Source organism: Streptomyces sp. NPDC004752, assembly GCF_053601275.1.
In genome coordinates, this window is sequence record NZ_JBSGBN010000053.1 from 36,071 (window position 1) to 61,563 (window position 25,493).

Sequence of the window (25,493 nt, forward strand, 5' to 3'; positions counted from 1 at the left end):
GTAAGGCATGCCTTCGCTAACCAGGGAGGGTCGCGGGCCATGTGGGACGACGCGTTTCCGAGTTTCCTGATCGGACTGAGGGAGGGACTCGAAGGCGGGCTCATCGTCTCCATCCTGGTGGCCACCCTGGTGCGGGCGGATGCCAGATCGCGGCTGCCCCAGGTGTGGACGGGCGTCCTCGCGGCCGTCGCGCTGTCGATGAGCTTCGGCGCCGTCCTCACATTCACCGCCGCGTCCCTCTCCGCCGGCGCGCAGGAGGCGTTCGGCGGCACCCTCAGCGTGATCGCCGTCGCGTTCGTCACCGCGATGGTCTTCTGGATGCGCCGCTCGGCCCGCGGCCTGTCGGGCGAGATCAGGGAGAAGGTCACCGGCGCGCTCGCCATGGGCGCGGGCATGCTGATCGTCACCTCCTTCCTCGCCGTGGGCCGCGAGGGCCTGGAGACAGCCCTGTTCCTGTGGACCACGGCACGGGCGGCCGGCGAGTCCACGGGCCCGCTGAGCGGCGCGGGCATCGGTCTGGTCCTCGCGGTGGGCCTGTGCTGGGGTCTGTACCGGCGGGTCCTGAAGATCAACCTGACGCGGTTCTTCACCGCCACCGGCGTCGTCCTCGTCGTGATCGCGGCCGGCGTCCTCGGTTACGGTCTGCGCGACCTCCAGGAGGGCGGAGTTCTGCCCGGGCGGAGCGCGTACGCCGTCGACCTCGGCGGCAGCGTCGACGCCGGCGCCTGGTACAGCACCCTGGTGCAGGGCGTGTTCAACCTGACGCCGACGATGACCTGGCTCCAGGCGACGGCCTACGTCGCCTACCTCGCCGTGGTGATGACGCTGTTCGTACGCGGGGTGCGCCCCTCCGCGTCCCGGCCGTCGGCCACCGAGCCGCCGGCGCCCCAGCCGTCGGCGCACGGGACGTCTGTGCCTGGGTCGGCCGACCGCGAACCGTCTGCCGCCGAAGCGTCGGCGACGCCGTCGCGGGGCGCCGTCGTCCGGCGCCGGCCGGCCTGGGTGGTCCCTGTCGCGGTCGTCGCCGTCCCCGCGGTTCTCGCGGCTCTCGTCGTCGCCCTCGCCCGCCCCGAACCGGCGGACGCCCAGACGGTCGCCGTCTCGGAGACCGACTGCGGCCAGGGCTTCGCCGCGCCGAAACCCGGACGGCGGACCTTCCGCATGCACAACACCGGCGGCCGGACCTCCGAGGTGTACCTCATCGACCCGGCCACCGACGCCGTCTACGGCGAGATCGAGGGGCTCGCCCCCGGTACCACCCGGGAACTGGTCGCCACGGTCGCGGGCGGCACCTACGCCTGGCGCTGTGTGCCCACCGGCGGCAGGGCCGTCACCTCCAGGTCCGTCACCGTCAGCGGTGGCGGCGCGGCCAGGACGGTCGTACCCGTCTCGGAACGCGACCTCGCCGCCCCCCTGAAGGCGTACCGGGCCTACGTCGACCGGGGCCTGGCCGCGCTCGTCACACAGACCCGCACGCTCGGCGACGACATCGCGGGCGGCCGGCTCGACCAGGCCCGCACCGACTGGCTGACCGCGCACCGCACCTACTCCTCCCTCGGCGCCGCGTACGGCACCTTCGCGGACTTCGCCCAGCGGATCGACGGCCGGGCCGACGGCCTGCCGGACGGTGTGCGGGACAAGGACTTCACCGGCTTCCACCGGGTCGAGTACGGACTGTGGCACGGGCAGTCCGCGAACCGGCTGACGGCGCCCGCCCGGCAACTCGCCGACGCGGTCGCGGCCCTTCGCACGGCGTTCCCCACCCAGGACTTCGACCCGGGTGACCTGCCGTTGCGCGCCCACGAGATCCTGGAGAACACCCTCCAGTTCGAACTCACCGGCGACACCGACGAGGGCAGCGGCACCAACCTCGCCACCGCCGACGCCGATCTCCGGGGCACCGGTGAACTGCTCACCGTACTGCGGCCGTTGCTGACCAGCCGGTCACCGCAGCTGCTCCCCACGGTCGACGCGGATATAGCCCGCCTCCAGAAGCTCCTCGACGCGGCGCACCACGGCGCGCGGTGGACACCGGTCGACCGGCTCGACGCGACGGCCCGGGCCCGTCTCGACGGCGCCACCGGCCAACTCCTGGAGGATCTCGCGCCGATCCCGGACCTGTTGGAGATCCGGAGGTCCGCCTGATGACCGCCGGGTGCTCGGCGGTCATCACGCGCGGGCGCCCGCACGGCCCGCGGGCCCGGCGGCACGCCCACCCGGACCCCGACCGCTCGGACCCGCCCCGTTCGGACCCGCCCCGATCCGCCCTGCCCCGTACCGCAACGCCCCGCACCACCCTGCTCGTAGCGAAGGGAACACCCCCATGCCGTCCGCCGAAACGCCCGCCCCGCACGGCGCCCGCCCCGCCGGCCAGGCTCGCCGCACCTTCGTACGGAGCGCCCTGGGCGCCGGGGCCGCCGGTGCGGCCCTGGCCGGGGGCGGCTTCGCGCTGAGCCAGAGCGGGACGGGACAGGCGCAGGCCGCGGACGGCTCCTCCGAGGCCGCCAAGGTGTCCTTCCACGGCGCCCACCAGGCGGGCATCGTCACCCCCGCGCCCGCCGCCGCGGCCTTTGTCTCCTTCGACGTGATCGCGGACGACCGCAAGGGTCTGACCGATCTGCTGCGCACCCTCACCGAACGGGCCCGTTTCCTCACCGCCGGGGGCACCCCCGCCGACCTGGGCGTCGGGGCACCGCCCTCGGACAGCGGCATCCTGGGCCCCGAGGTTCCCGCCGACGCGCTCACGGTCACCGTGGGCGTCGGCGCCTCCCTCTTCGACGACCGCTACGGACTGGCGAAGGCCAGACCGAGCCGGCTCACGCCGATGAGGACGTTCCCGAACGACCGTCTGAACCCCGCCGAGTGCCACGGCGACCTGTCGCTGCAACTGTGCGCCGACCGCCGGGACACGGTGCTGCACGCGCTGCGCGACATCGCCCGGCACACCCGCGGGGCCATGCAGATCAAGTGGCGCGTCGACGGCTTCCAGAACACCCCGCGTCCCACCGGCGCCCCGCGCAACCTGCTCGGCTTCAAGGACGGCATAGCCAACCCAAACGTCACCTCGGCCCGGGAGACCGAGCGTCTCATCTGGGTCGGCGCCGGGCAGGGCGAGCCGGCGTGGGCGACCGGCGGCAGCTTCCAAGTGATCCGGATCATCCGGATGCTGGTGGAGTTCTGGGACCGGGTCTCGCTCAGCGAGCAGGAGAAGATGTTCGGCCGCCGCAAGGACACCGGCGCGCCGTTGGACGGCACCGAGGAGAGCGACATCCCGCAGTACGCGAAGGACCCGCACGGCACCGCGATCCCGCTGGACGCGCACATCCGGCTCGCCAACCCGCGCACCCCCGCCACCGACGACTCCCGCATCCTGCGCCGCGGTTACCACTACGACCGGGGCGTCGACAGCGTCGGCGACCTCGACATGGGGCTGGTCTTCTGCTGCTACCAGCAGGACGTCCGGCGGCAGTTCGAGGCCACCCAGACCCGGCTGATCGACGAACCCCTGGTCGACTACATCTCCCCGACGGGCGGCGGCTACTTCTTCGCGCTGCCCGGTGTCAAGGACGCCGACGATTGGCTGGGCCGGGGCCTGATGACGTAGACGCTCCGCTGGGTGGGCCGGGATACGGCGGTCTGTTTGGGTGCGGGTGTGTTGTGGCCGGTTGCGCAGTTCCCCGCGCCCCTTTCTTTGGGGGCTGGTCGTCTGTGTCGGGTGCGGGTGTGTTGTGGCTGGTTGCGCAGTTCCCCGCGCCGCCCCTTGGGGGGCTGGTTGCGTAGTTCCTCGTGTCCCTTGGGGGCTCGTCAGGGTTTTATGTTCAGGTCTTTGCGCCAGCGCTTGAGTTGTTTTTCTGGGTCGCCCGTGTATGACCACGGGGTGCGGGTGGCGCGGCGGCCCAGCATGCGCAGGGTGGCGGAGGCGATGTCCGTGGTGCCCGCGTGGCAGGCCGCATGGGCCAGATGGTTCAGGTCGCGCAGCTCGGCCGGGGCGACGGTGGCGTCGCCCCGGCCCGCGATCCACCGGTGCCAGGTGCGGCGCACATCGCTGACCGCGCCGTCGTGGTTCAAGTGCTGGCCCAGGCCGACCGTCCCGCGCTGCCCCTGCGCACGGTCCAGGGCGTAACGGAACTCCTCGACCCGCGCGTACTGCACCAGCACCGGCAGCGCGCAGCCGGGTGGGGCCACCCCGGCCGCGTCCCGGGCGAAGTCGTACATGAGGCCGTGGGAGCCGTGCCAGCGCGCCGAGTAGTAGTGCAGCACCTGAAGGTGGCCCTCCACACCGTAGGGGTCGCGCCGGTGCAACTCGTCCCACCAGCGCGCCAGTTCCGATCGCCGTACCCCCTTCGGATACAGCCGGGCCACTGAGATCAGCGAGACCCATGGCGTCGGGTCCTCGGGCCAGGACTCGATGGCCCGCAGACAGGCTCGCACGGCGGTGTCGATCCGCTCCCGGTCGATCGGCACCCCCCGGCCCGCCGCAATGGCCAGCGTGAAGGCCCGGACCGTCTCCGTCGCCGCGCGCAGCACCAGCGCGTCGGCGCTGTGCGGCTCGGCGGCCAGCCAGGACTCCACCGTCGTGCTGCCCGCGCACGCCTGCGCCAGCAGCCGCATCCGGTGGCCCCGCGAGAGCCAGTCGGCACCGGTGGCCCGCAGCAGGTCACGGAGCCCCTGCCAGCGGCCGATCACGATGTCGTGGCGGGCGGAGGTGAGCAGCGTGTCCCCGCAGTCGGGGTCGAAGTCGGGCGTGAATCTGTCTCGCGCCATCGGTCTCACCCCCCTCAGAAGTCGGTGGGGAGGCCCTCGTGGAGGTGGGACCGCGCCACCGCGCGGTCGTCGAGGACGTACTCGGTCTCGACGGTGCGCGTGGCGTCCAGCCTGGCCGGCCGGTAGTAGTCGCTGCCCTTGTGCCAGTACCAGAGCATCGGCACCAGGCCGACGGCCAGGCCGCCGAGGCCGATCGCCACGGCGGCGCCGTTCAGCTCGCCCAGTGACTTGACGAAGACCCAGAACATGAACAGGGAGCCGGACAACGGCCACAGCCCGCCGAGGACGAACCGGGACGGCGAGGTGAACAGCAGCTTGCGGTAGGCGACGACCGCCGCGAGCCCGGTGAGACCGTAGTACACGGCGATCTGCAGGCCGATCGCCGAGATCGCGTCGGAGAGGATGTCACCGACCGTACCCAGGGCGTTGGCGGCGATGAACATCACCAGCGCCACCACGCCGACCACGGTGATCGCCACCCAGGGCGTGTTCCAGGTGCGGTGCACCCGGCCCAGCACGGTCGGCATCGTCCGGTCGCGACCCATCGCGAACAGCGACCGCGTCACCTGGATGAGCGTCGTCTCCAGCGTGGCGATGGTGGACAGCATCACCGAGACGATCAGCAGCTTGCCGCCCCAGCCGGGCCAGATCTCCTCGCCGAGCACGGCCAGCACATTGGCCGCGTTCCCGGCGATCTGCTCCGAGGAGAGGATGACGTTCGCGGCGATGGTGAACACCTCGAACAGCAGAAACACGGTGCCCAGTCCGATCAGGCCCGCGAGTCCGGTCGTACGACGGCTGTTGCGGGTCTCCTCGCTCAGGTTGCTCGTGACGTCCCAGCCCCAGTAGTAGAAGGTGGCGATCAGCGCGCCCGAGGCGAATCCGGACGTCCCGTCGAACCGGCCGAAGCCCAGCCAGGACCAGTCGAACGGGCGGGCGTTGCCGGTGTGGAAGACGGCCAGCACCGCGAACAGCGCCAGCAGGGCCAGCTCCACGCCGGACATCAGCAGCTGCGCCCGTACGGTGATCCGGGCACCGCCCAGCACGACGCCGAGCATGAGCAGGAACCAGCCGGCGCCCACGACCGTGGCCAGGCCGGTGTCGTCGGCCAGCCGCTCGTCGAACAGCGCAAGCGTCATCGAACCGGCGGGCAGCGACCCGGCCACCATGAAGATGGTCGCCGCGACCACCAGCGCCCAACCGCTGACGAAGCCCAGTGACGGATGCAGGGTGCGCCCCACCCATGAGTAGCTCGCGCCCGCGTTCACATCGATCCGGCCTAGCTGCGCGAACGCCAGCGCGATGCCCAGCATCGGGATCGCGCAGTACAGCAGCGTCGCCGGGCTGGCCAGACCCACCGCGCCGACCAGGACGGCGGTGGTGGCGGCCAGCGAGTAGGCCGGAGCACTGCCCGCGACGGCCATGACGACGGTGTCGAACGTACCGAGGGCATTGGCCTGGAGCCCTCTGCCCCTGTTGTTGCTCATGGTTGTGCTGCTTTCCGGTTGTGCACGGCGCCCGGGCGGCCCGGCCCGACCGGCGTACGGAGTGGGGGGTGCGGACCCGCCTCGGCCCCGGAGAGGGGTGGCCTCGGGTCGGGGTCGGGCCAGAGCTGGGAAAGGGGGCGGCGGGCACCGTTCAGCCGTGCTTCGGCTTACGGTTACACCGAGTGTGGGTGTGATGATAGCGGTGCCCTTTACCCTTTCGGGACTGACCAGCGGATAATGTCACGGACCCCCGTTCGCCCCAACTTCCCCCTGAGCGCCCGGCCTTCGGCGCCCGGCCGGTCACCCGGCCGGTTGATTCTCCAGGACGGTCAGGGTGTTGCGGGGACGGCGTTCGACGGTGGCGACGGTCTCCCCGAACCGGAAGGCAACGGCGGCGCCTCCGGGCCGCTTTGCCGACCCGTACACCGTCGCGCTGCGCGAAGTCACCGGACAGGAACGGCTGTTGTGCGCCGAGCACCTCGTGATCGCCACCGGTACGCGCCCGGCCGGGGCGGACAGTGCCGAGTTGGACGGGCGCACGCACGATCGTGGACTCGGACAACGTACTGTCCCTGGCACGGGTGGCCCGTCCCGGCGAACAGGGACACCTGGTCGTGGGACAGTCCGGCACCTACCGGAGCCCGGCAGCCCGGGGGCCGGCTCAGGAACGGCACTCCCGGAAACGGTCACCGCCGTCCGTCCCGCTCCCTGGGGCATCGCAGCCTTCGGCGCCGTCACCGTGAGCGACGGACGGTCACCCTGCCCGCACGCCGGGCGGACAGCAGCCATGGCGAGCGGCAGCGGCGTCGGCGCCGACGCGGTGGTCCGCCGGGACCCGGAGCCGCTCCGGCCCCCGGCGCCCATTCTGTTCGGAGCTCTAGAGGCGGAACCGGCCGCCCGACGGCCGCGCCCGCTACGGCAGCAGCTTCTCGATGGCGGCCGGGCCCTCCGACTCCAGCTTCCGGCGAGCCCATTCGAGATTGGCCGGGGTGATGTCCCTGCCCGCGGCGAGGACCAGGTCCTCCGGGCCGATGCCGGCGCCGGGGGCGGAGTGGAGCAGGGCGTCCGGGGTGCAGCGGTCGTCGGACGGCCGGGACGCTTCTGATTCTGACGTCGACATGATGTCTCCTCCTCGGGTCCGTGTGGCCGCATCGGTACCCGTGCCGCGAGACCGGGGCCCACTCTCACGATTCACCGCCACGGCCCGCCCTGCATCCGGAAGGGGGGCCTCGCCCGGCGCCCGGCCCGCGGCCGTACCGTAGGAAAACCTTCGCTCCTAAGCTGGAAGCAGTCCGCACGCCGGCTGGAAGCAGCCCGCACACCCGTCCCCGGGAGGCCGCCGTGATGTCCGAGACGCCGTTCCGCCGGGACGAGCACGGCAACCCGCGCTATCTGCCGATCGCCGAGCACGGACTGATCGGCGACCTGCAGACCGTGGCCCTGGTGGGCAGCGACGGCACGATCGACTGGTACTGCTGCCCGTCCTTCGACGCCCCCAGCGTCTTCGCGGCGATCCTGGACGCCGAGCGCGGCGGAGCCTTCGAGCTGGCCGCCGCCGTACCGGCCCGGACCAAGCAGTTCTACTTCCCCGACACCAATGTGCTGATCACCCGCTTCTTCACCGAGGACGGCGTGGGCGAGGTCCAGGACTTCATGCCGGTGACCGGGGAGCCCGCCGGCTCCACCGAGGGCGACCGGCACCGCTTGATCCGGCGTGTCGTGTGCGTCCGCGGAGCCGTCCCCTTCCGCGCCCGGGTGGCCCCGCGGTTCAACTACGGCGCCGACCCGCACACCGTGGCCATGCGCGACGGCAGCACCCTGTTCGAGTCCTCGGAGCTGTCCCTGTGCCTCACCTCCACCGTGGCGCTGGAGAGCGACGGCGTGGACGTCCGTGCCGACTTCAAGCTCGCCGAGGGCGAGTCCGCGGTGTTCGCCCTCGACCGGGTCGGCGACGCCGTGGCACCCCGCGGCTGCGCCCACGTCGAGGCCGAGCACGAGTTCGCCGCCACGGTCGCCTACTGGCGCGGCTGGCTGCACCAGTCCCGATACCGCGGGCGCTGGCGCGAGATGGTGCACCGGTCGGCGCTCACCCTCAAACTGCTCACCTACGCGCCGACCGGCGCCATCGTCGCCGCCCCGACCACCAGCCTCCCCGAACAGATCGGCGGTGAACGCAACTGGGACTACCGCTACGTCTGGGTGCGCGACGCGGCCTTCTGCGTCTACGCGCTGCTGCGGCTGGGCTTCAGCAGCGAGGCCGCGGCGTTCATGCGGTTCCTGACCACTCACATCAGTGTCGGCGACGGCGGCGCCTCCGGGCCGCTGCAGATCATGTACGGCATCGACGGCCGCACCGACCTGCCCGAACGCGAACTGCCCCACCTGGAGGGCCACCAGGGCTCCGCCCCGGTCCGGGTCGGCAACGCCGCCGCCGACCAGCTCCAGCTCGACATCTACGGCGCCCTCATCGACTCGATCTACCTCTACGACAAGTGGGCCCAGCCCATCTCCAGCGACCAGTGGGACGATGTGTCCCATCTGGTGGACTGGGTCTGCGACAACTGGGATCAGCCGGACGAGGGGGTGTGGGAGACCCGGGGCGGCCGCAAGAGCTTCCTCTACTCGCGGCTGATGTGCTGGGTGGCCATCGAGCGTGCCATCCGGCTCGCCAACCGGCGCGGACTCCCCGCCGACCTGCCCCGCTGGCGGCAGAGCCGCGACACGATCTACCGGCGGATCATGGAACGCGGCTGGTCGCCGACGCGCCACGCCTTCGTCCAGTACGAGGACGGCGACGTGCTGGACGCCTCGCTGCTGATGATGCCGCTGGCCAAGTTCATCGCGCCCACCGACCCGAAGTGGCTGTCCACCCTGGACGCCCTGACCGAGGACCTGGTCTCCGACTCCCTCGTCTACCGCTACGACCCGCAGGCCAGCCCCGACGGACTGCGCGGCGACGAGGGCACGTTCTCGATCTGCTCGTTCTGGTACGTCGAGGCGATGGTGCGCGCCGGACGGCTGGAGGAGGCCCGGCTGGCGTTCGAGAAGATGCTCACATACGCCAACCACCTGGGGCTGTACGCGGAGGAGATCGGCCGCACCGGCGAGCAACAGGGCAACTTCCCGCAGGCGTTCACTCACTTCTCGCTGATCAGCGCCGCCTTCAACCTGGACCGCGCCCTCGGCTGACCGGCGCTCCCACAGCGCGGCCGACCATGCCTGTGCCGCCCGGATGACCTCCCCGGACGGCTCAGGACTTCGGGGTGTCCGTCGGCAGCGTCGACCCGCTGCGCAGACTGCGCAGCGCGAGCAGCAGCACGCCGATGTCGTCGAGGTACACGGGGTCGGGCAGCAGGTCGGCGGGCAGCACCAGATAGAGGACGGCGCCCCAGAAGATCCAGCGCGGTCCCGTGGGCAGCCCGGCCTGCCGCAGCGTCCGCCGGGCGCGGACCAGCCGGACCAGCAGGACGAGGGCCACGGCGAGGACGGCGGCCGCGAGCACGGCGGCGACCAGCAGCACGGTGGTGGTCGTGTCCATGGGGCTCCTGTTTCGGTATGCCGGTTTCGGTACGTCATCCGCGGTGCGTCGTCTTCGGGTACTTTTTCGTCTTCCCGGTCCGGGGCTGCCGTACCGCTTCTGCCACGGGTCAGGACGGGCCCTTCACCTCGTCGGCGTCGTCTCCCTCCCGGCCGGTGCCCGTACCGCCCGGGGCGCGCAGTCCCTTGGTGCCGCTCGTCAGCCGGGCGAACGTTCGTGTGAACTGCCGCAATGGGGACGCCACCGGCGGCGCGGACGGCGTCGGCCGCTCGGTCGGCGGGGCGGGCGCGTCCCGGTAGGCGGCCAGTGCCTCATGGGCCGCCTCCGCGGCCTCCCGGTACAGGTCGCGGGACCTGGTCATCGCCTCCAGCGCCTCGGCGTACCTCGCCACCAACTCGCGCTCGCGGGCCAGTTCCTCCTGAAGGGTCAGCAGCGTCCAGTTGTCGCGCAGGTCGGCCAGCGCCTGCGCGGCGCCCTCGGGTGACGGCTTCGGCAGTGCGGTGAAACGCCGCAGCGTATCGACGAGTTCGGCGGGTTGTGAGCCGTCGAGGAAGACGCTGCGCACGGCGTACTCCATGCCGTCGTAACCGTCCGGGGCCGGCCGCGGGGGCAGCAGGACGGCTCCGCCGCGCGGCACCTCCACGCCGAGGTCGCGCAGCGCCCAGTTGACGGCGCGCAGTTGATGCGGCGCGGCCCGGTGCTCCACGACACGCAGGCGCAGCCCCGGGGGCAGCAGCCGCGCCAGCGGCAGCCTGCCGCGCTCCTCCGGGGTCATGGCCTCGTGCACGACCACATGGACGGACCAGGACTCGCGCGCGGCGTTCCGGAAGACGCGTCGCATGGCCTTGTCGTCCGCCGGGACCGGGTTGGCGTCGCGCAGCCGCAACCCGGCCACGGCGTGGTGGTGGTCCCAGGCGACGTCGTCCGCGTCGGGCCAGAACATGGTCGCGGGGGACGGCCAGCTGTCCTCCCACGGCCGTTCCGCCTCCGCGACGAGCAGCCACTCCTGCCCGTCCACCCGGTCCTGCGGGAGTTCGAGGGTCAGTCGGGCCCGCACGGTCACCTCGCCGTCGACCCGCCAGCGTGCCTCGAAGACCCGCTCGGCGGCGTTCCCCGGCAGGGGCGGTTCGGCGAAGTCGTCGAGGATCTCGGCGTCCTTGTGCCGACGCAGGGTGCGGAGCAGGACGTCCTTCGAGGAGGGGCCGACGTGGCGGCCGCGGCCCAGCCACACCGTGCCGGGGATCGTGGAGCGGTCACTGGCGGAGTTCGACATGGGCCCATCTGCGGTGGAGGCGGCGTGCGACTTCCAGTATCACCGCTGCGGAGCGAGGCCCGGCGGCCGGGTCGGTACCGGCGGGCGCGGGTGTCGGCCTGTGCGCACGGGGAGTGCGCACAGGGGAGTGCCCGGCGCACCCGGGGTGCGCGCGGCGCACCGCGCGCGGGTGCCGTTCACTCGTACCGGTGATCTGTGCGGCGCACGACAAGGGGCCGCCGAACGGGGCCCGCCCGCCATCCGCTCAGGGGCAGGTCGCGTTCACGCCGTCACCTTGGCGAGGAACGCCTCCAGGTTCGACACGGCCCGCAGGATCTTCTCCTCCAGGGTGAGCGACTCCTTCAGTTGCGCGCCGACGCCCGCGTCCTTCTTGCCGCGTACATAGAGCGAGCAGGCGAGGTCGCTGCAGATGTAGACGCCGACGGAGTCGCCCCGCTGGCCGCGTCGGCCCGCCCGCGTCGCCACCATCAGGGACACCCCGCCGGTGTGGGTGGTCAGGCAGATCGAGCACATGCTGCGCCGCGTCTGCCAGGACGTGGCGTTCGAGGTGCGCAGCGCGAGGGCCCTGGGGCGGCCGTCCGACGCGGTCACGAGGTAGGCGCGATCGGGGGCCTGCGGGTCACGCCAGCCGAGGAAGTCCAGGTCGTCCCAGGGCCGGTCGGCCAGATCGCGCGGGACGGACAGGCGCTTCGCCTCGCCCTTCGTGCAGTTCACGAACGCGGAACGGATCTCTTGCTCGGTCAACGGCTTCATGGCGGTCACGCTAATTTGCCTAAACCTGTTAGGCAAATGGATAATCAATCTCGCCGAATGGGAGGATGGCTATGGCACGTGCGGGACTGACCCCGGAACGACTGACCCGGGCGGGCGCGGAACTGGCCGACGAGGTCGGGTTCGACCAGGTGACCGTCTCGGCACTCGCCCGGCGCTTCGACGTCAAGGTCGCGAGCCTGTACTCGCATGTGAAGAGCTCCCAGGACCTCAAGACCCGGATCGCCCTGCTCGCCCTGGAGGAACTCGCCGACCGGGCCGCCGACGCCCTGGCCGGACGGGCCGGCAAGGACGCCCTGACCGCCCTCGCGAACGTCTATCGCGACTACGCCCGGGAACACCCCGGCCGCTACGCCGCAGCCCAGCTCCGGCTCGCCCCGGAGACGGCCGCCGCCGGCGCGGGCGTCCGGCACGCCCAGATGACCCGCGCCCTGCTGCGCGGCTACGACCTGACGGAACCGGACCAGACCCACGCCGTACGGCTGTTGGGCAGCGTCTTCCACGGTTACGTCAGCCTGGAACTGGGCGGCGGGTTCAGCCACAGCGCCCCCGACACCGAGGAGACCTGGACCCGCGTCCTGGACGCCCTCGACGCCCTGCTGCGGAACTGGCCCGCGCCCTGACCCGCCGCCCGTACGGCCGACGACCGCAGTCCGCACGCGCCATCCGCCATCCGCCATCCGCCGTACCCGACCACCCCGATCACCGGGCTGGAACCATCGGCTGACCGAGAAGTCGGTACGGCCCGGACACCTCGCGCTACCGGGCCGGTCCGCACGCCCAGGCTGTCACCGTGCCCGTGCGCCGGCCCATGAGCGCATTGCTTCTTACGCCCCGCTCTCCCGGAGCATGTCCGCACGCTCCACGATCTTCACGCGCTCGCGGCCCTGGGGCTCACCCAGCGCCTTCTCGGCGGCGTCGAGCCGGTACCAGCCGTCCCAGGTGGTGTAACGGACATTCCGGTCGGCGAGGAACGCGTCCACGGCCTGTGGCGCGGGCGACTCGGGCGTGTGTAGACGGCCGTTCGCGTAGTCGTCCAGGAGATGGGACACCGTCTCGTTCGCGTCGCCCTTGGTGTGGCCGATCAGACCGACGGGACCGCGCCGGATCCAGCCGGTGACATACATGGACTGAAGGTGCGCGCCGCTCTCCTCGATGACCCGGCCGCCCTCGTCAGGGACGGTGCCGGAGTCGATGTCCCAGGGCAGTTTGGGCAGTTTCTCGGACAGATAGCCCACGGCCCGGTAGACCGCCGTGACGTCCCAGTCCTTGAAGGCCCCGGTGCCCTTGACGTTGCCGGTGCCGTCGAGGGCGGTGCGTTCGGTGCGCAGGCCGACGACCTTGCCGTCCGCGCCGAGGAGCTGCGTCGGCGACTCGAAGAAGTGCAGGAACAGCTTGTGCGGCCGGTCGCCGACGTCGCGGATCGCCCAGTTCTCCAGCGTCTTGGCGACCATGTCGGCCTGCTTGTTACCGCGCCGGGTCGCGATCGAGCCCTCGTCGTAGTCGATGTCCTCGGGGTCGACGATGACCTCGATGTTCGGGGAGTGGTCCAGCTCGCGCAGCTCCATCGGGCTGAACTTCGCCTGGGCCGGGCCGCGTCGGCCGAAGACGTGGATCTCCCGGGCCCTGTTGGCCCGCAGACCGTCGTACACGTTCGGCGGGATCTCCGTCGGCAGCAGCTCGTCCGCCGTCTTGGCCAGGATGCGGGCCACGTCCAGGGCGACGTTGCCGACGCCGAGCACGGCCACCTTCTCGGCCTCCAGGGGCCAGGTGCGCGGCACGTCCGGGTGGCCGTCGTACCAGGAGACGAAGTCGGCGGCGCCGTACGAGCCGTCCAGGTCGATGCCCGGCACGCGCAGGTCGCGGTCGGCCGTCGCACCGGTCGAGAAGATCACGGCGTCGTAGAACGCGCGCAGGTCGTCGAGGCTGATGTCGCTCGGATAGTCGACGTTGCCGAACAGCCGGATCTGCGGCTTGTCGAGCACCTGGTGCAGGGCCGTGACGATGCCCTTGATGCGCGGGTGGTCGGGAGCGACGCCGTACCGGATCAGGCCGAAGGGCGCGGGCATCCGCTCGAAGAGGTCTATGGAGACGCCGGGTTCGGCCGCCACCTCGGATTTGAGCAGGGCGTCGGCGGCGTAGATCCCGGCGGGGCCGGCTCCGACGATGGCTACCCGCAGGGGGCGCGGCATGATCAGGTTCCCTTCGAGTGACGATGAGCGACTCGAACGGGAAGCCTAAACTAAGGCAGACCTAAGTCGGTACGCGGGTCCGGTCTATAACGTCATAAGGCGATCTTATGTGTTGCCGGGCGGCTGCCGGGAGCGGCTGGTCAGGGGCGGTTGGTCAGGGGCGGAGTGCGGTCCGCATGCCGGGGCGGCTCGGGCGGCGCGCCTGTGGCACCGTCGTCCACGGCGACGCCGAACGCCGTGCCGCCGCCCGGCCGGACGGTATGGCGGGCCGTCGGACGGGCGGCGAAACGCCTGGTTCATGACGCGCGGCACGACCACCGACATGATCGCCAATATGACCGCCGACATGACCACCATGCACAGTCCGGCCCGCTTGGCGGTCGACCCCGTGGGCGTCGGCCCGGGGTCACGCGGGCCGTATCACCCGGTGGATCGCCGACTCCCCGGCGCCGAAGATCGACTCCTCGCGGACGGCCGACCCCGGGCCCGGGGCGTGCACCATCATGGCGTTGCCGACGTAGAGGCCGACGTGGCTGTCGTCGTCGAAGAAGAAGACGAGGTCGCCGTCCCGGATGCCGGTGAGCGCGACCGGGGTGCCCGCGTGGACCTGCTCCTGCGCCGAACGCGGCAGGGACACCCCGGCGGCCTTCCAGGCGGCCCGGGTGAGGCTGGCGTGGTCGTACGAGCCGGGCCCGGTCGCACCCCAGACACACGGCCGTCCGATCTGCGCCCGGGCGAAGGCCACGGCCTGTGCGCCCCGGCCGCCGCTTCCCGCGGGAACGGAGGAACCGGTGTCGGTCAGCGCGTCGGCGGCGAAGGCCCCTGTGCCGACGGGGGAGTCGAAGGACATGCCCGTCTCCGGTCGGGGCACGCCCATCTCCGGTCGGGGTACGCCCGTCTCCGGTCGGGGTACGCCTGTCTCCAGCCCGGGCATGCCCGTCTCCGGCCGGGGCTCGGCCGCCGGAGCCGACGGCCGCACGGCGTACCGGGTCAGCAACTCGCGTGCCGCGGCCAGCCTGCGGCGGTTGCTCTCCTTGGACTCGGCCGGTGAGGGCCTGCGCGGACCGGCGGCGGGCGCGGGCAGCGCCCTGGGCGCGTCGGGTGCCCGCCGCTCCCCGGTCCCGGCGGGCAGCGCGGCGGCGGGGCCGACGGTCGGCTCGGGGAGGGAGCGACCGGCAGGCTCCGGTGTCGGGCCGCTGGGCAGCGCCGGTGCCGAACCGGACGGCAGCGCCGGCGGCGAGCCGCCGGTCAGTTCCGCGACGGCACGGGCGGTCGGTCCGGCGGCCAGCTCGGGCACGGGACGGCTCGCCGCCCCCCGTCCGCCGTCCGGTCCACCGTCCCGCCCGGGGGAGTCGGGGCGGGCCCCGGCCGGTGGCTGCGGCATCCGGTCGGCCGGGAGTACGGCCGGAACGGTCGGCCCCAGCTTGGCGCGCGCCGCGTCGAACCACTGCCGGGCGACCTCGTCGAGGGCGGGATCGCCAGGCCCGCCCGGCCGCTTGCGCAGCGGGACGCCGCGCGTCCGCGTCCTGGCGGTCATCGCACGCGTCGCGTTGAAGTTCCCGGTGGCGTTCTCGGCCTGGTCGTAGAGGCTGTCGATCCGTTGCCGGACCTCGTCGCGGCTCTCCGGCGCCATGGGCGACGCACTCCTTCCGTACTCCGCCTACCGGGTTAGCTGTCGGGTTCGGGCGGTCGGCTCCGGAAGGTGTGCCCTACGGCCCTCGCCCCACGGGACAGCCGGGCCGATTCACCCCATCGTCGGTTGGGTCCCCGGCTCCGGTCGCCTCGGCGGCCACTGGACTCGGCGGCAGCCACGCGGCCCGGCGGGGTTCGCCGGGGGGACCGGGCGGCCTGGGCGTCAACCTAGCCAACATGTGTCCCTCGTGTGAAGGTTGAAGCGCGGAATGCCCGATACGTCTGTGTGGAATAGGCCGGAACTCGGCCGTCAGAGCCCGACGATGACGATCGCGGTGTCGTCGGTGGCGCCCCCGGCGGGAGCAACTCCCGCAGCACGGCGTTGTGTCGAGAGCTTCCGGGTCGGCGTCGCGGTGGCGGCCCAGGGACTCGGCGAGGCGGGCCGGACCGGCGTCGATGTCCTCGCGGCGCCGCTCGACCGGTTCGTCGGTGTACCGCACCAGGCAGCCCGTCGGTGTACCGCACCAGGCCGGCGCCGAGGCCGAATTCCCGGCCGTGCCCGACCGCGTCGCCGACCGACACCCCGCCGCGGTCGGTGCATGAGCCGCGCCGGGCGCCGTTTGCGCGCGGGAGTCCCGCCACGGCAGGGTGCGGGACGTGGCTACCTTGCTGATCGTGCATCACACCCCGTCGCCGCACTGCCAGGCGATGTTCGAGGCCGTCGTGGCGGGCGCCACGACACCGGAGATCGAGGGCGTACGGGTGGTACGGCGGGCCGCGCTGTCCGCGACCGCGAGCGATGTCCTGGCCGCGGACGGGTATCTGCTCGGCACCCCGGCGAACCTCGGCTATCTGTCCGGCGCGCTCAAGCATTTCTTCGACCAGATCTACTACCCCTGCCTGGACGAGACCCGCGGCCGGCCCTTCGGCTACTACGTGCACGGCGGGAGCGACGTCACCGGCGCGGTGCGCGGGATCGAGTCGATCACCACCGGTCTCGGCTGGCGCCGCGCGGCCGAGGCCGTGACCGTGACGGGCGAGCCCGCCAAGGCCGACATCGAGGCGTGCTGGGAACTGGGCGCGACCGTCGCCGCGGGGCTCGTGGGCTGAACGGAGCAGGCCGGGCCGCCCGGCGTTCCGAGCGGGTCAGTAGACCGGCTGGCCGATGCTCAGCATGTTCCCCTCGCTGTCGCGGAACCAGGCGCCGCGGTCGCCGCGGGCACCCGTACCCAGGAAGTGCCCCTCGACCTCGGCGATCCCGTCCCGCGTCCGGCCGCCGCCGTACACCGCGGGCAACTCGAACTCCTCGAACACCACACCGCGTCGCCGCAGTTCCGATACGACCGTCTCGATGTCGTCGACCTGCCACGACATCTGGGTGAACGTTCCGGGCGAGGCCCCGGCGGACCTGAACAGCTGGAATTCCCCGTAGGCGCACCGGTACAGCAGGCCGCCGGGCCGTTCGTCGACCGGTTCCAGGCCGAGCTTCTCGGAGTAGAAGCGCCGTGCGCGCTCCAGGTCACGCGCGGGGAGTCTGGTCGCGACTCGGCCCTGGGCCAGAAGGTTCGTGTCCGGTGAGGTCATACCGGCACTGTGCCCCGGATCGGGGCGCAATGGGCCGGGTGGAGTGCGCCGGTAACCCGGCTGGGCGGCCCGGATGGTGCGAGCGAAGGGTGTGACTGACGGTGGTTCATGTCGGAGCCGGGTGATCTCAGCTGATGCGGTATCGGCTGCCCGCGCCACGGCGAAAGGATTCCCTGATGCACTCTGCCCGCATGATCATGGCCACGGCGGTCGCCTCGGCCGCCATCGCGATCGCCGCCCCCGGCGCCTATGCCTCGGGCGGCGACGAAGGAGGACGCGATAATTCTTCGTATAACAGGGAGAAAGGCAACGACAGCAGGCGCGACGAACCGCGTGGCGGAATGCACACGGGTGGTGGTGCGCTCACCGCGCTGACGGGTCGTGGTGACGAGGACAGGGAAGGTGGGCCGCGCGGTGGTGTGCACACCGGCGGTGGCGCGCTCACCTCGGTGGACGCACGTGGTGACGGCAGGGGCGACGAACCGCGGGGTGGGGTGCACACGGGCGGCGGTGCGCTCACCGCGCTGACGGGTCGTGGCGACGAGGACAGAGAGGGTGGGCCGCGCGGTGGTGTGCACACCGGCGGTGGTGCGCTCACCTCGGTGGAGTCGCGTGGTGACGAGAATGGGCGCGATGAGCCTCGGGGCGGGGTGCACACGGGTGGTGGTGCGCTCGCCGCGCTGACGGGTCGCGGTGACGAGAACGGGCGCGACGAACCGCGGGGTGGGGTGCACACGGGTGGTGGCGCGCTCAGCGTGCTGAAGGGACGCGGTGACGAGAACAGGGGCGAGGACAGGGGCGATGAGCCTCGGGGTGGAATGCACACGGGTGGTGGTGCGCTCGCCGGGCTGACGGGTCGCGGTGACGAGGACAGAGAGGGTGGGCCGCGCGGTGGTGTGCACACCGGTGGCGGTGCCCTCGCCGAGGCGAAGGAACACGGCCACGGCAGGGGCGACGAGCCTCGGGGCGGGATGCACACGGGCGGCGGCGCGCTCACCGCGGCCGTGAGCGACAGCTGGAGCTCGGACAGCGGCGACACCAGCAGGTTCGACCCCGAGTCGTACAAGGACAACTCGGGCAAGGGCAACGACAAGCAGAAGGGCTCGGACGGCGAACGCAACAAGGACTCGTGGAGCGGGAACGACCGGGAGGAGCGGCCCAACGGCGGAATGCACACCGGTGGCGGCGCCCTCGCCACGCGGGGTGTCACCGCCGGCGGTCTGGCCGTCGTGGCCTTCCTCGGCGCCGGCCTCTACGCGCTGCGCCGCAAGCACGCCGGCGGGCTGGCGTCCTGACCCGCAACGGCGACTCATGGGCCGCGGCCGCCGTGCGCTTCGTGCCGGCGGCCGGCAGCCCGCACGCCGTGACCACTGCGCTGCCGCGCCCGAGTGAGGTGGTGTCCGATGGCAGCTCCCAAATCGTCCCCGCCCCCCATCGAGCAGGGAGCGCATTCCTCCGGACACCTGGTGGTCTGGGGCGTCGCGATAGTCCTCCTGACCGCCGGCCTGTTCGGCGGAAAGCCGCAGCATCCCGCCGACCCGGTGCAGGCCGGGGGCGCCACGTCCCTCTCCCGACCGACCGGAAAGCATCTGCCCCGGTCCCGGCCGACCCGGCTGCTCATCCCGAAGATCGACGTCGACGCCCCGTTCACCGACCTGTCGCTGAACACGACGGGGCAGTTGCAGCCGCCGCCCGCCGCCGACGTGAACCTCGTCGGCTGGTACATCAAGGGCGCCGCCCCCGGAGAGACCGGCACCGCGATCATCGCCGGTCACGTCGACACCAAGACCTCCGCCGCGGTCTTCGCCGGACTGGAGGAACTGAACACGGGGGACCGGTTCACGGTGCGGCGCGCCGACGGTAAGGACGCCGTCTTCGTGGTCGACAGCGCCGAGACGTTCGAGAAGGACGCCTTCCCCAACCGGCGCGTCTACGCCGACACGCCCCGCGCCGAGGCACGCCTGATCACGTGCGCCGGAGACTACGACCACGCGGCCGCGGACTACACGGAGAACCTGGTGGTCTTCGCCCACCTCGTCTGACGCCCGGACTCCGCCCCTGCGGCCCGGCGCACCACCGGGCCGCGGCTGTCAGCGGGGAGCAGTACGTTGACCGCATGTATGCCACCCGAGTCTCCAGGCGTGTGCGGGCGCCCCGTGCCGCCGTCTACCGGGCACTCCTCGATCCGGCCGCGGTGGCCGTCTGGCGGGTGCCCGACGGCATGACCGCCGTCGTGCACTCGTTCGACGCCCGTGAGGGCGGCGCGTTCCGGGTGTCCCTCACCTACGACGACCCGCGCCGCGCGGGCAAGTCCGGCGCGCACACGGATACCTATCACGGTCGCTTCACCCGGCTCGTGCCGGACGAACTGATCGTCGAGACCATCGAGTTCGAGACGGAGGACGAGGCGCTGCGCGGCGCCATGACGTTGACGACCTCGCTCACCGAGGAGGACGGCCGCACGGAGGTCGTCATGTTCCAGGAGCGCATCCCGGATGTCGTCCCCCGTGAGGACAACGAACTCGGCACCCGGATGTCCCTGGACAGGCTCGCCCACCTCGTCGAAGCCGGAGACCACCGATGACCGGAGACCACCGATGAACTGACCACCGATGACATGAGTCGCCCCGATTCACCCGGAACATGTCCGTGAATCGGAACGCGTGACGCCGTCGACCGGAGAGTCGGTCGACGGCATCACGGGGCGTACGGTCGCGGCCGGCCGGCGTGGCCGCAGCGCGGGGTCAGACCGCCGGGGCCGGGTAGGTGGGGTACTCCACGCCGGAGACGTGCTGGACGACCCGGACGACCTGGCAGGAGTAGCCGAACTCGTTGTCGTACCAGAGGTAGAGGATCGCGTTGTCGCCCTCCACCTTGGTGGCGCCGGCGTCGACGATCGAGGCGTGGCGCGAGCCGATGAAGTCGCTGGAGACCGCGTCGGGCGCGCTGATGAAGTCGATCTGGCGCTTGAGCTGCGAGGTCAGGGACACGTTCCGGAGGTAGTCGAGCACCCGCTCGCGGGTGGTCTCCTCGGCGAGCTGCAGGTTGAGGATCGCGATCGAGACGTCCGGCACCGGCACCCGGATCGAGCTGCCGGTGATCCTCGCCTTGAGGTCGGGCAGCGCCTTGGCGACCGCGGAGGCCGCGCCGGTCTCGGTGATGACCATGTTGAGCGGCGCCGAGCGGCCGCGGCGCTCGGACTTGTGGTAATTGTCCAGCAGATTCTGGTCGTTGGTGAACGAGTGGACGGTCTCCACATGCCCCCGCAGCACCCCGTACTCGTCGTCCATGGCCTTCAGCGGCGGGACGATCGCGTTGGTGGTGCAGGACGCGCAGGACAGGATCCGCTCGTCCGGCTTGACGGTGTCGTGGTTGACGCCGTGCACGATGTTGGGCACGTCGCCCTTGCCCGGGGCGGTGAGCACGACCTTGTCGATGCCGGGCCGCAGGTGCTGCGACAGACCCTCGCGGTCGCGCCACTTGCCGGTGTTGTCGATGAGGATGGCGTCCTTGATGCCGTACGCCGTGTAGTCCACGGATGTGGGGTCGTCGGCGTGGATCACCTTGATCTCGTTGCCGTTGGCGATGATCGTACCGTTCGCCTCGTCGACCGTGATCGTGCCCTGGAACTGGCCGTGGATGGAGTCGCGGCGCAGCAGTGAGGCACGCTTGACGATGTCCTCGGTGGCCCGGCGGGCGTCCCCACGGACCACGATGGCGCGCAGCCGCAGGCCGTTGCCGGACCCCGCCTTCTCGATGAGCAGGCGGGCGACGAGCCGGCCGATGCGGCCGAAGCCGTAGAGGACGACGTCGCGGCCCTCGCGGCGCGCCAGCTTGTTGGCGCCCGTGGCGCCGGCGACGGCCTCGGCGGTGAAGGCCGCGACGGACAGGCCCCGCTCGTCGCTCCGGTACTTCGCGGCGAGCATGCCGATGTCGATCTGGGACGGGCCGAGGTCCAGCGCGGTCAGCGCGTGCAGGAACGGCATGGTCTCGGTGACCGACAGCTCCTCGCCGGCGATCTGCCGGGCGAACCGATGGGTCTTGAGGATGCTGACCACCGACTTGTTCACCAGGGAGCGGCTGAGGAGCAGGACGGTGACGTCACGCTCCCGGTGCAGCTTCCCGATGAGCGGGATCATCGACTCCGCGATCTCCTCGCGGTTCTTCCAGTTGGTGAACGAGTCCTCGGTGACAGTCACAGATCTATCTTTCGAGCTAGGCGGCGCTCATATGCTAACCGCACCTCGATCTGGTCCTTCCTGGGGGTGGCGAACCATGGGGGGGATGGCGCCGATTGGGGAGATTTGCCCCCTTTTGCGCTCGGTATGCTCTGACGCGGTGGCCGGTGCGCGTGGCGACGCGATGGGACGGCGGCCGTGGACCGACGGGACGAGGACGGATGGAGCTGGAGCTGCGGCGTCTGCGTGTGCTGTGTGCGCTCGCCGATGCCGGGAGCGTGGGCCGGGCCGCGTCCGTCCTCGGCTACTCGTAGCCGGCCGTGAGCACACAACTCCAGCGACTGGAGCGCCACTTCGGCGAGCCGCTGTTCGAACGCGGCAGTGCGGGAGTGCGGCCCACGGCGTACGGCGCCGAGGTCGTCGCCCAGACGCGCGATGTCCTCGCCCGCATGGGCGCGGTCGGGCGCCGCGCCCCCGCCGACGCCGCTCGGGCGGGCCGGACCCTGCGCCTCGCGGCCACCAACTCGCCCATGCTGTCCGGGACGGTGTCCCGGCTGCGCGCCCGACTGCCCGCGGTGTCACCGGCGGTGAGCAGCGTGTACGCCTCCTCGCGCATCGTCGAACTCCTGGCGGAGGGCACGGTCGACGCGGCCATCGCCGCCGACTACCCGGGGATGGAGCTGAAGCACTCGGCCGCCGTGGCCCACCGGGGGATCGTCACCGAGCCGAACTTCGTCGCCCTCCCGGCCCGGCACCGGCTCAAGGACATGGCGCAGGTCTTGCTCGCCGACCTTGCCGAGGACGCCTGGTTCCTGACCCCGGACGACGGGGCCGGCCGGCCCGGCGTCTTCTACACCGCCTGCGCGGCGGCCGGATTCACACCCCGTACCGTGCATGAATTCCTCGGCGACCAGACCCAGTTGCAGAACATGATCGCCGACGGTCTCGGGGTGTCCGTCGTCCAGGCGACCGTCCGGCCGATCCCGCACATCGTGATCAAGCCACTGGCCGGCACGCCGCTCTGGTGCCGTTATGTGCTGGCCTGGCGGCGCACCGCGGTCGACGGGCAGCCGGCCGAGGCGCTGCACCAGTGCGCCACCGCCGCGTACCGCGAACTCGCCGCGCAGGCACCGCACTTGCGCACCTGGGCGGCACGCACCTGGAACGTCACCGGCCCCACACCATGACATGGCCGGGCGCGGGAGCCGCGGTGCCGCTGCGTGCCGCCCCCTCCGCTCGGAGGTTCACGGTTCGCGGGCGCGGACGCCCGGCCACCTCGTCCGAGTGGACACCCCGCATCGCGCGCGGCGGTGTTGACGCGGCCGACCCGCAGATCGGCGTCGGGCAGGTGGAGGCCCACCGGTGAGGGCGTGAACAGCGCCTCCACCATCGAGGAGGCGGTCTCGTCCGCCCGCCGTCCGGGCTCGCTGTGCGCCACTGGGAGCACCTTCGGGCGGTCGGCGGTCGGCGGTCGGCGGGCCGTGGGCCGTGGGCTGGATCCGTACGTGCCTGAGTCGTGCCCTCCGTTCCAGGGCGGCGCACTCCGGCCGCGACGGCGAAGCGGACGGTCTTCGTCGGACACGGGTGCGGACGGGTCGCCGCGCACATGTCCGGCGGGGCTGACACACTGACCGGGAGGACCGTCGGCCACGATCTGACGGACGGTGGTGGTGAGTGCCATGGCGCATCGACACCGGGACCGCTCCGCACCGAACTCGCGCATCGACCCGCGCGGCGAACCGTTCCTCGGCACCCGCTTCGCCGCCCCCGGACGACCCCCCACCTTCCTGCGCCGCGCCCGCCTCGACGCCCGCCTCGACCAGGGCCTCGGCACACCCCTGACGCTGGTCGACGGGCCGGCCGGGGCGGGCAAGACGCTCCTGGTCGCCGACTGGGCCGCGCGGCTCGACCGGCCGGTGGCCTGGCTCACCGCCGACCCGGCGGACCGGGCCCCCGGACTCTTCTGGGCCTATGTGCTCCAGGCCCTGCGCGCCGCGGGGCTGCGGCCGTCCCCCGGCATCGGCTCCCCGGCGCACCCGAGCAGCGTCGACCGGGCCCTGCTGGCGCGGCTCGCGGCCGACCTGAGCGGCCGCACCGAACCCGCGATCGTCGTCGTCGACGAGTTCGAACGGGTGCCCACCCCGGACATCGCCGCACAGTTGGAGTTCGTGCTGCACCACGCGGCGGCCGGCCTGCGGCTGATCCTCGTCACCCGCAGCGAACCGTTGCTCCCGCTGCACCGCCACCGGGCGGCCGGCAGCATCACCGAGATCCGCGGCGCGGAACTGACGTTCACCCCGCAGGAGGGGGCCGCCCTGCTGGCGTCCCACGGCCTGCGGCTCACCGAGGACGCCGCACACACCCTGGTCCGCCGCACTCGGGGCTGGGCCGCCGGACTGCGCCTGTGCGCCCTGGCCGCGCGGCAGAGCACCGACCCGGAGCGCTGTCTGAACGAGTTCGAGCCGGGACACAGCGTCGTCGCCGACTATCTGCTCGCCGAGGTGCTCAGGCGGCAGCCCGCCCAGACACAGGACCTGCTGCTGCGCGTGAGCGTCGTGGAGCGGTTCCGGCCGGGGCTGGCCGACGCGCTGACCGGACGGTCCGACGCCGAGCCGATCCTGGCCCGGCTGCGGCGGGAGAACGCGTTCGTCGAACCCCTCGGAAAGACGTGGTACCGCCTGCACCCGCTGTTCGCGGAGATCCTGCGGGCCCATCTGCGGGTGCGGCACCCCGGCCTGGAGACCGAGCTGCACCGCAGGGCCGCACGCTGGCTGAGCCGCTCCGGATCGCTCACGGAGACGCTCTCCCACGGCTGCGCCGCCGGGGACTGGGAGTTCGCCGCCCGCGCGCTCGTCGACGACCTCGCGATCGGCCGGCTGTTCACCGGTCAGGGCCCCGACGACCTGGGCACACCGTTCGCCCGCATGACCGCGGGCACCGACAGCCCCGCGCAGCAACTCGTCCTGGCAGCCCGCGAGTTGGCCGGCCGGGACCTGGGCCACGGGCTGGCCCGGCTGCGCCACGCCGAGGAACTCCTCGCCGACGACACCGCGGACCATGTGTCCGACCGGCTCGGCTGCGCCCTCCTGGAGGCGTTCGCCGCGCGCCTCACCGGCTCACCGGGCCGAGCCGAACGGGCCGCCGTACTCGCCCGGGACCTGAGCCGGTCCGTACCCGCCGAGCGCCTGGACCGGCATCCGGAACTCCTCGCACTGCTGCTGGCCCATGTCGGCTCGGCGCGGCTGTGGGCCGGGCATGTCGAGGAGGCGCGCGCCGCGCTCGCCGAGGCGGTCACCCGCCCGGGCGGCGCCGCCACCGCGCTGCCGCGCCAGGACGCACTCGGCCACCTCGCGCTGATCGACTGGCTGGCCGGGCGGACCGCCGGGGCGGAGCGGAAGGCGCTCGCCGCGCTGCGGGAGGTCGGCCGGTACGGGCTGCCCGCACCCGCCCGTACCGCCGTCGGCAGGCTCGTCCTGGCCGTCGTGGCCGTCGAACGCGACGAACTGGACGCCGCCCAGGCCCTGCTCGACCAGATCGCCGCCGACGGCGGCGGCACCGCGGACCCCGTGGTGGCGGCGGGCCGGGCCCTCGCCGCGGCGCGGCTGCTGCTGGCCCGGGGCGATCCGGGAGCGGCCGTGGCCGCCACGCAGGACCGCGTCGCGGCCGTGGTCGCCTCCCCCTGGGCCGAGGACCACGCCGCGCTTGTCGCCTCCGCCGCCCGGCTGGCCGACGGCGATCCGACGGCGGCGGTGAAGGCGCTGGAACCCGTTGCGCAGCGCCTGCCCGTCTGTGTCGTGGCGGCCGCGCGGGCCCGGCTCGCGGCGGGCGACGCCGGTGCGGCCCTCGATCTGCTCGACACCCTGCCGGCCCCGGGTCCCGGCGGTCCCGCGCTGACCGTGCGGGCCGCCCTCGTACGCGCCGAGGCCGCCGACCGGGCGGGCGATGTCGCCGCCGCCCGTCGCCTGGTCGCCCAGGCGCTGCGCGAGGCGCGCCGCGAGCGGCTGCGTCGGCCGTTTCGCGAAGCCGGCCCATGGCTGCGGCCCCTGCTCGCCACCGCTCCGGCGCACGACTGGC

General features: G+C 72.5%; 20 protein-coding genes, 2 pseudogenes and 1 riboswitch. Of the genes and pseudogenes, 10 read left to right on the top strand and 12 right to left on the bottom strand.

Going from position 1 to position 25,493, the window contains the following annotated elements:
* The first annotated feature begins 39 nt into the window (after positions 1-39).
* Positions 40-2,145, top strand: a complete 2,106-nt coding sequence (efeU, locus tag ACWEKM_RS22560) for an iron uptake transporter permease EfeU (RefSeq protein ID WP_451622979.1) — start codon at positions 40-42, stop codon at positions 2,143-2,145.
* Positions 2,146-2,323: 178 nt separating this feature from the next.
* Positions 2,324-3,604, top strand: coding sequence for an iron uptake transporter deferrochelatase/peroxidase subunit (gene efeB, locus ACWEKM_RS22565; protein WP_451622980.1), 1,281 nt, complete (start codon positions 2,324-2,326; stop codon positions 3,602-3,604).
* Positions 3,605-3,804: 200 nt separating this feature from the next.
* Here the strand turns inward: efeB and ACWEKM_RS22570 are convergent, their stop codons facing one another.
* From ACWEKM_RS22570 to ACWEKM_RS22585, 4 genes are all read right to left on the bottom strand, one after another.
* The gene (locus ACWEKM_RS22570; RefSeq protein WP_451622981.1) at positions 3,805-4,764 is read right to left on the bottom strand and encodes a hypothetical protein; all 960 of its coding nucleotides are present in this window, start codon (positions 4,762-4,764) and stop codon (positions 3,805-3,807) included.
* Between the two features lie 14 nt (positions 4,765-4,778).
* Positions 4,779-6,251 carry an APC family permease gene (locus ACWEKM_RS22575; RefSeq protein ID WP_451622982.1) on the bottom strand — a complete coding sequence of 491 codons (1,473 nt, stop codon included), beginning with the start codon at positions 6,249-6,251 and terminating at the stop codon, positions 4,779-4,781.
* 300 nt (positions 6,252-6,551) lie between these two features.
* Positions 6,552-6,698, bottom strand: coding sequence for a hypothetical protein (locus ACWEKM_RS22580; RefSeq protein WP_451622983.1), 147 nt, complete (start codon positions 6,696-6,698; stop codon positions 6,552-6,554).
* Between the two features lie 466 nt (positions 6,699-7,164).
* Positions 7,165-7,371: a hypothetical protein gene (locus ACWEKM_RS22585; protein ID WP_451622984.1), complete on the bottom strand. Its 207-nt coding sequence runs from the start codon at positions 7,369-7,371 to the stop codon at positions 7,165-7,167.
* A 224-nt stretch (positions 7,372-7,595) separates the two neighbouring features.
* Here ACWEKM_RS22585 and ACWEKM_RS22590 point away from each other — a divergent pair, with 224 nt between their 5' ends.
* On the top strand, positions 7,596-9,440 hold the full coding sequence (locus ACWEKM_RS22590) for a glycoside hydrolase family 15 protein (protein ID WP_451622985.1): 1,845 nt from the start codon (positions 7,596-7,598) through the stop codon (positions 9,438-9,440).
* Positions 9,441-9,501: 61 nt separating this feature from the next.
* On the opposite strand, the gene ACWEKM_RS22595 is transcribed toward ACWEKM_RS22590, so the two are convergent.
* The 3 genes from ACWEKM_RS22595 to ACWEKM_RS22605 all read right to left on the bottom strand — a co-directional run bounded on the left by ACWEKM_RS22595 (position 9,502) and on the right by ACWEKM_RS22605 (position 11,815).
* Positions 9,502-9,789, bottom strand: a complete 288-nt coding sequence (locus ACWEKM_RS22595; protein WP_451622986.1) for a DUF1232 domain-containing protein — start codon at positions 9,787-9,789, stop codon at positions 9,502-9,504.
* Between the two features lie 109 nt (positions 9,790-9,898).
* On the bottom strand, positions 9,899-11,062 hold the full coding sequence (locus ACWEKM_RS22600) for a hypothetical protein (protein WP_451622987.1): 1,164 nt from the start codon (positions 11,060-11,062) through the stop codon (positions 9,899-9,901).
* Between the two features lie 261 nt (positions 11,063-11,323).
* Positions 11,324-11,815, bottom strand: a complete 492-nt coding sequence (locus tag ACWEKM_RS22605; protein WP_451622988.1) for an FBP domain-containing protein — start codon at positions 11,813-11,815, stop codon at positions 11,324-11,326.
* 71 nt (positions 11,816-11,886) lie between these two features.
* On the opposite strand from ACWEKM_RS22605, the gene ACWEKM_RS22610 reads away from it, so the two are divergent.
* On the top strand, positions 11,887-12,456 hold the full coding sequence (locus tag ACWEKM_RS22610) for a TetR/AcrR family transcriptional regulator (RefSeq protein WP_451622989.1): 570 nt from the start codon (positions 11,887-11,889) through the stop codon (positions 12,454-12,456).
* A gap of 204 nt (positions 12,457-12,660) precedes the next feature.
* Here ACWEKM_RS22610 and ACWEKM_RS22615 read toward each other — a convergent pair whose 3' ends face one another.
* From ACWEKM_RS22615 to ACWEKM_RS22625, 3 genes and pseudogenes are all read right to left on the bottom strand, one after another.
* Positions 12,661-14,025 carry an FAD-dependent oxidoreductase gene (locus tag ACWEKM_RS22615; RefSeq protein ID WP_451622990.1) on the bottom strand — a complete coding sequence of 455 codons (1,365 nt, stop codon included), beginning with the start codon at positions 14,023-14,025 and terminating at the stop codon, positions 12,661-12,663.
* 406 nt (positions 14,026-14,431) lie between these two features.
* On the bottom strand, positions 14,432-15,658 hold the full coding sequence (locus ACWEKM_RS22620; RefSeq protein ID WP_451622991.1) for an NlpC/P60 family protein: 1,227 nt from the start codon (positions 15,656-15,658) through the stop codon (positions 14,432-14,434).
* Positions 15,659-15,667: 9 nt separating this feature from the next.
* Positions 15,668-15,839: riboswitch (cyclic di-AMP (ydaO/yuaA leader) on the bottom strand.
* Between the two features lie 128 nt (positions 15,840-15,967).
* A pseudogene (locus ACWEKM_RS22625) lies at positions 15,968-16,160 on the bottom strand (protein phosphatase); the annotation flags it as partial.
* A gap of 154 nt (positions 16,161-16,314) precedes the next feature.
* Here ACWEKM_RS22625 and ACWEKM_RS22630 point away from each other — a divergent pair.
* Positions 16,315-16,767 (top strand): flavodoxin family protein, encoded by a 453-nt coding sequence (locus ACWEKM_RS22630; RefSeq protein ID WP_451622992.1) that lies wholly within the window; start codon positions 16,315-16,317, stop codon positions 16,765-16,767.
* A 36-nt stretch (positions 16,768-16,803) separates the two neighbouring features.
* On the opposite strand, the gene ACWEKM_RS22635 is transcribed toward ACWEKM_RS22630, so the two are convergent.
* Positions 16,804-17,241 (bottom strand): VOC family protein, encoded by a 438-nt coding sequence (locus ACWEKM_RS22635; RefSeq protein ID WP_451622993.1) that lies wholly within the window; start codon positions 17,239-17,241, stop codon positions 16,804-16,806.
* Between the two features lie 176 nt (positions 17,242-17,417).
* Between ACWEKM_RS22635 and ACWEKM_RS22640 the strand changes: the two genes are divergently transcribed.
* The 3 genes from ACWEKM_RS22640 (at position 17,418) to ACWEKM_RS22650 (ending at position 19,825) form a co-directional block, all read left to right on the top strand.
* Complete coding sequence (locus ACWEKM_RS22640; protein ID WP_451622994.1) at positions 17,418-18,536, top strand: hypothetical protein; 1,119 nt, start codon at positions 17,418-17,420, stop codon at positions 18,534-18,536.
* Between the two features lie 108 nt (positions 18,537-18,644).
* Positions 18,645-19,283, top strand: a complete 639-nt coding sequence (locus ACWEKM_RS22645) for a class F sortase (RefSeq protein WP_451622995.1) — start codon at positions 18,645-18,647, stop codon at positions 19,281-19,283.
* Positions 19,284-19,357: 74 nt separating this feature from the next.
* Entirely contained in the window at positions 19,358-19,825 is a 468-nt protein-coding gene (locus ACWEKM_RS22650) for an SRPBCC family protein (RefSeq protein ID WP_451622996.1), read from the top strand.
* Between the two features lie 160 nt (positions 19,826-19,985).
* On the opposite strand, the gene ACWEKM_RS22655 is transcribed toward ACWEKM_RS22650, so the two are convergent.
* A complete protein-coding gene (locus ACWEKM_RS22655) occupies positions 19,986-21,440 on the bottom strand; it encodes a glyceraldehyde-3-phosphate dehydrogenase (RefSeq protein ID WP_451622997.1) in 1,455 nt (484 codons plus the stop codon).
* 200 nt (positions 21,441-21,640) lie between these two features.
* On the opposite strand from ACWEKM_RS22655, the pseudogene ACWEKM_RS22660 reads away from it, so the two are divergent.
* Positions 21,641-22,606 (top strand): annotated as a pseudogene (locus ACWEKM_RS22660) (LysR family transcriptional regulator).
* Between the two features lie 492 nt (positions 22,607-23,098).
* The coding region (locus tag ACWEKM_RS22665) for an AAA family ATPase (protein WP_451622998.1) at positions 23,099-25,493 on the top strand (2,395 nt) is incomplete at its 3' end.

Excerpts from the sequence above, each read along its gene's own strand:
- efeU (WP_451622979.1), top strand. The coding sequence starts at position 40 with ATGTGGGACGACGCGTTTCCGAGTTTCCTGATCGGACTGAGGGAGGGA.
- efeB (WP_451622980.1), top strand. The coding sequence starts at position 2,324 with ATGCCGTCCGCCGAAACGCCCGCCCCGCACGGCGCCCGCCCCGCCGGC.
- ACWEKM_RS22570 (WP_451622981.1), bottom strand. The coding sequence starts at position 4,764 with ATGGCGCGAGACAGATTCACGCCCGACTTCGACCCCGACTGCGGGGAC.
- ACWEKM_RS22575 (WP_451622982.1), bottom strand. The coding sequence starts at position 6,251 with ATGAGCAACAACAGGGGCAGAGGGCTCCAGGCCAATGCCCTCGGTACG.
- ACWEKM_RS22585 (WP_451622984.1), bottom strand. The coding sequence starts at position 7,371 with ATGTCGACGTCAGAATCAGAAGCGTCCCGGCCGTCCGACGACCGCTGC.
- ACWEKM_RS22590 (WP_451622985.1), top strand. The coding sequence starts at position 7,596 with ATGTCCGAGACGCCGTTCCGCCGGGACGAGCACGGCAACCCGCGCTAT.
- ACWEKM_RS22595 (WP_451622986.1), bottom strand. The coding sequence starts at position 9,789 with ATGGACACGACCACCACCGTGCTGCTGGTCGCCGCCGTGCTCGCGGCC.
- ACWEKM_RS22600 (WP_451622987.1), bottom strand. The coding sequence starts at position 11,062 with ATGTCGAACTCCGCCAGTGACCGCTCCACGATCCCCGGCACGGTGTGG.
- ACWEKM_RS22605 (WP_451622988.1), bottom strand. The coding sequence starts at position 11,815 with ATGAAGCCGTTGACCGAGCAAGAGATCCGTTCCGCGTTCGTGAACTGC.
- ACWEKM_RS22610 (WP_451622989.1), top strand. The coding sequence starts at position 11,887 with ATGGCACGTGCGGGACTGACCCCGGAACGACTGACCCGGGCGGGCGCG.
- ACWEKM_RS22615 (WP_451622990.1), bottom strand. The coding sequence starts at position 14,025 with ATGCCGCGCCCCCTGCGGGTAGCCATCGTCGGAGCCGGCCCCGCCGGG.
- ACWEKM_RS22620 (WP_451622991.1), bottom strand. The coding sequence starts at position 15,658 with ATGGCGCCGGAGAGCCGCGACGAGGTCCGGCAACGGATCGACAGCCTC.
- ACWEKM_RS22635 (WP_451622993.1), bottom strand. The coding sequence starts at position 17,241 with ATGACCTCACCGGACACGAACCTTCTGGCCCAGGGCCGAGTCGCGACC.
- ACWEKM_RS22640 (WP_451622994.1), top strand. The coding sequence starts at position 17,418 with ATGCACTCTGCCCGCATGATCATGGCCACGGCGGTCGCCTCGGCCGCC.
- ACWEKM_RS22645 (WP_451622995.1), top strand. The coding sequence starts at position 18,645 with ATGGCAGCTCCCAAATCGTCCCCGCCCCCCATCGAGCAGGGAGCGCAT.
- ACWEKM_RS22650 (WP_451622996.1), top strand. The coding sequence starts at position 19,358 with ATGTATGCCACCCGAGTCTCCAGGCGTGTGCGGGCGCCCCGTGCCGCC.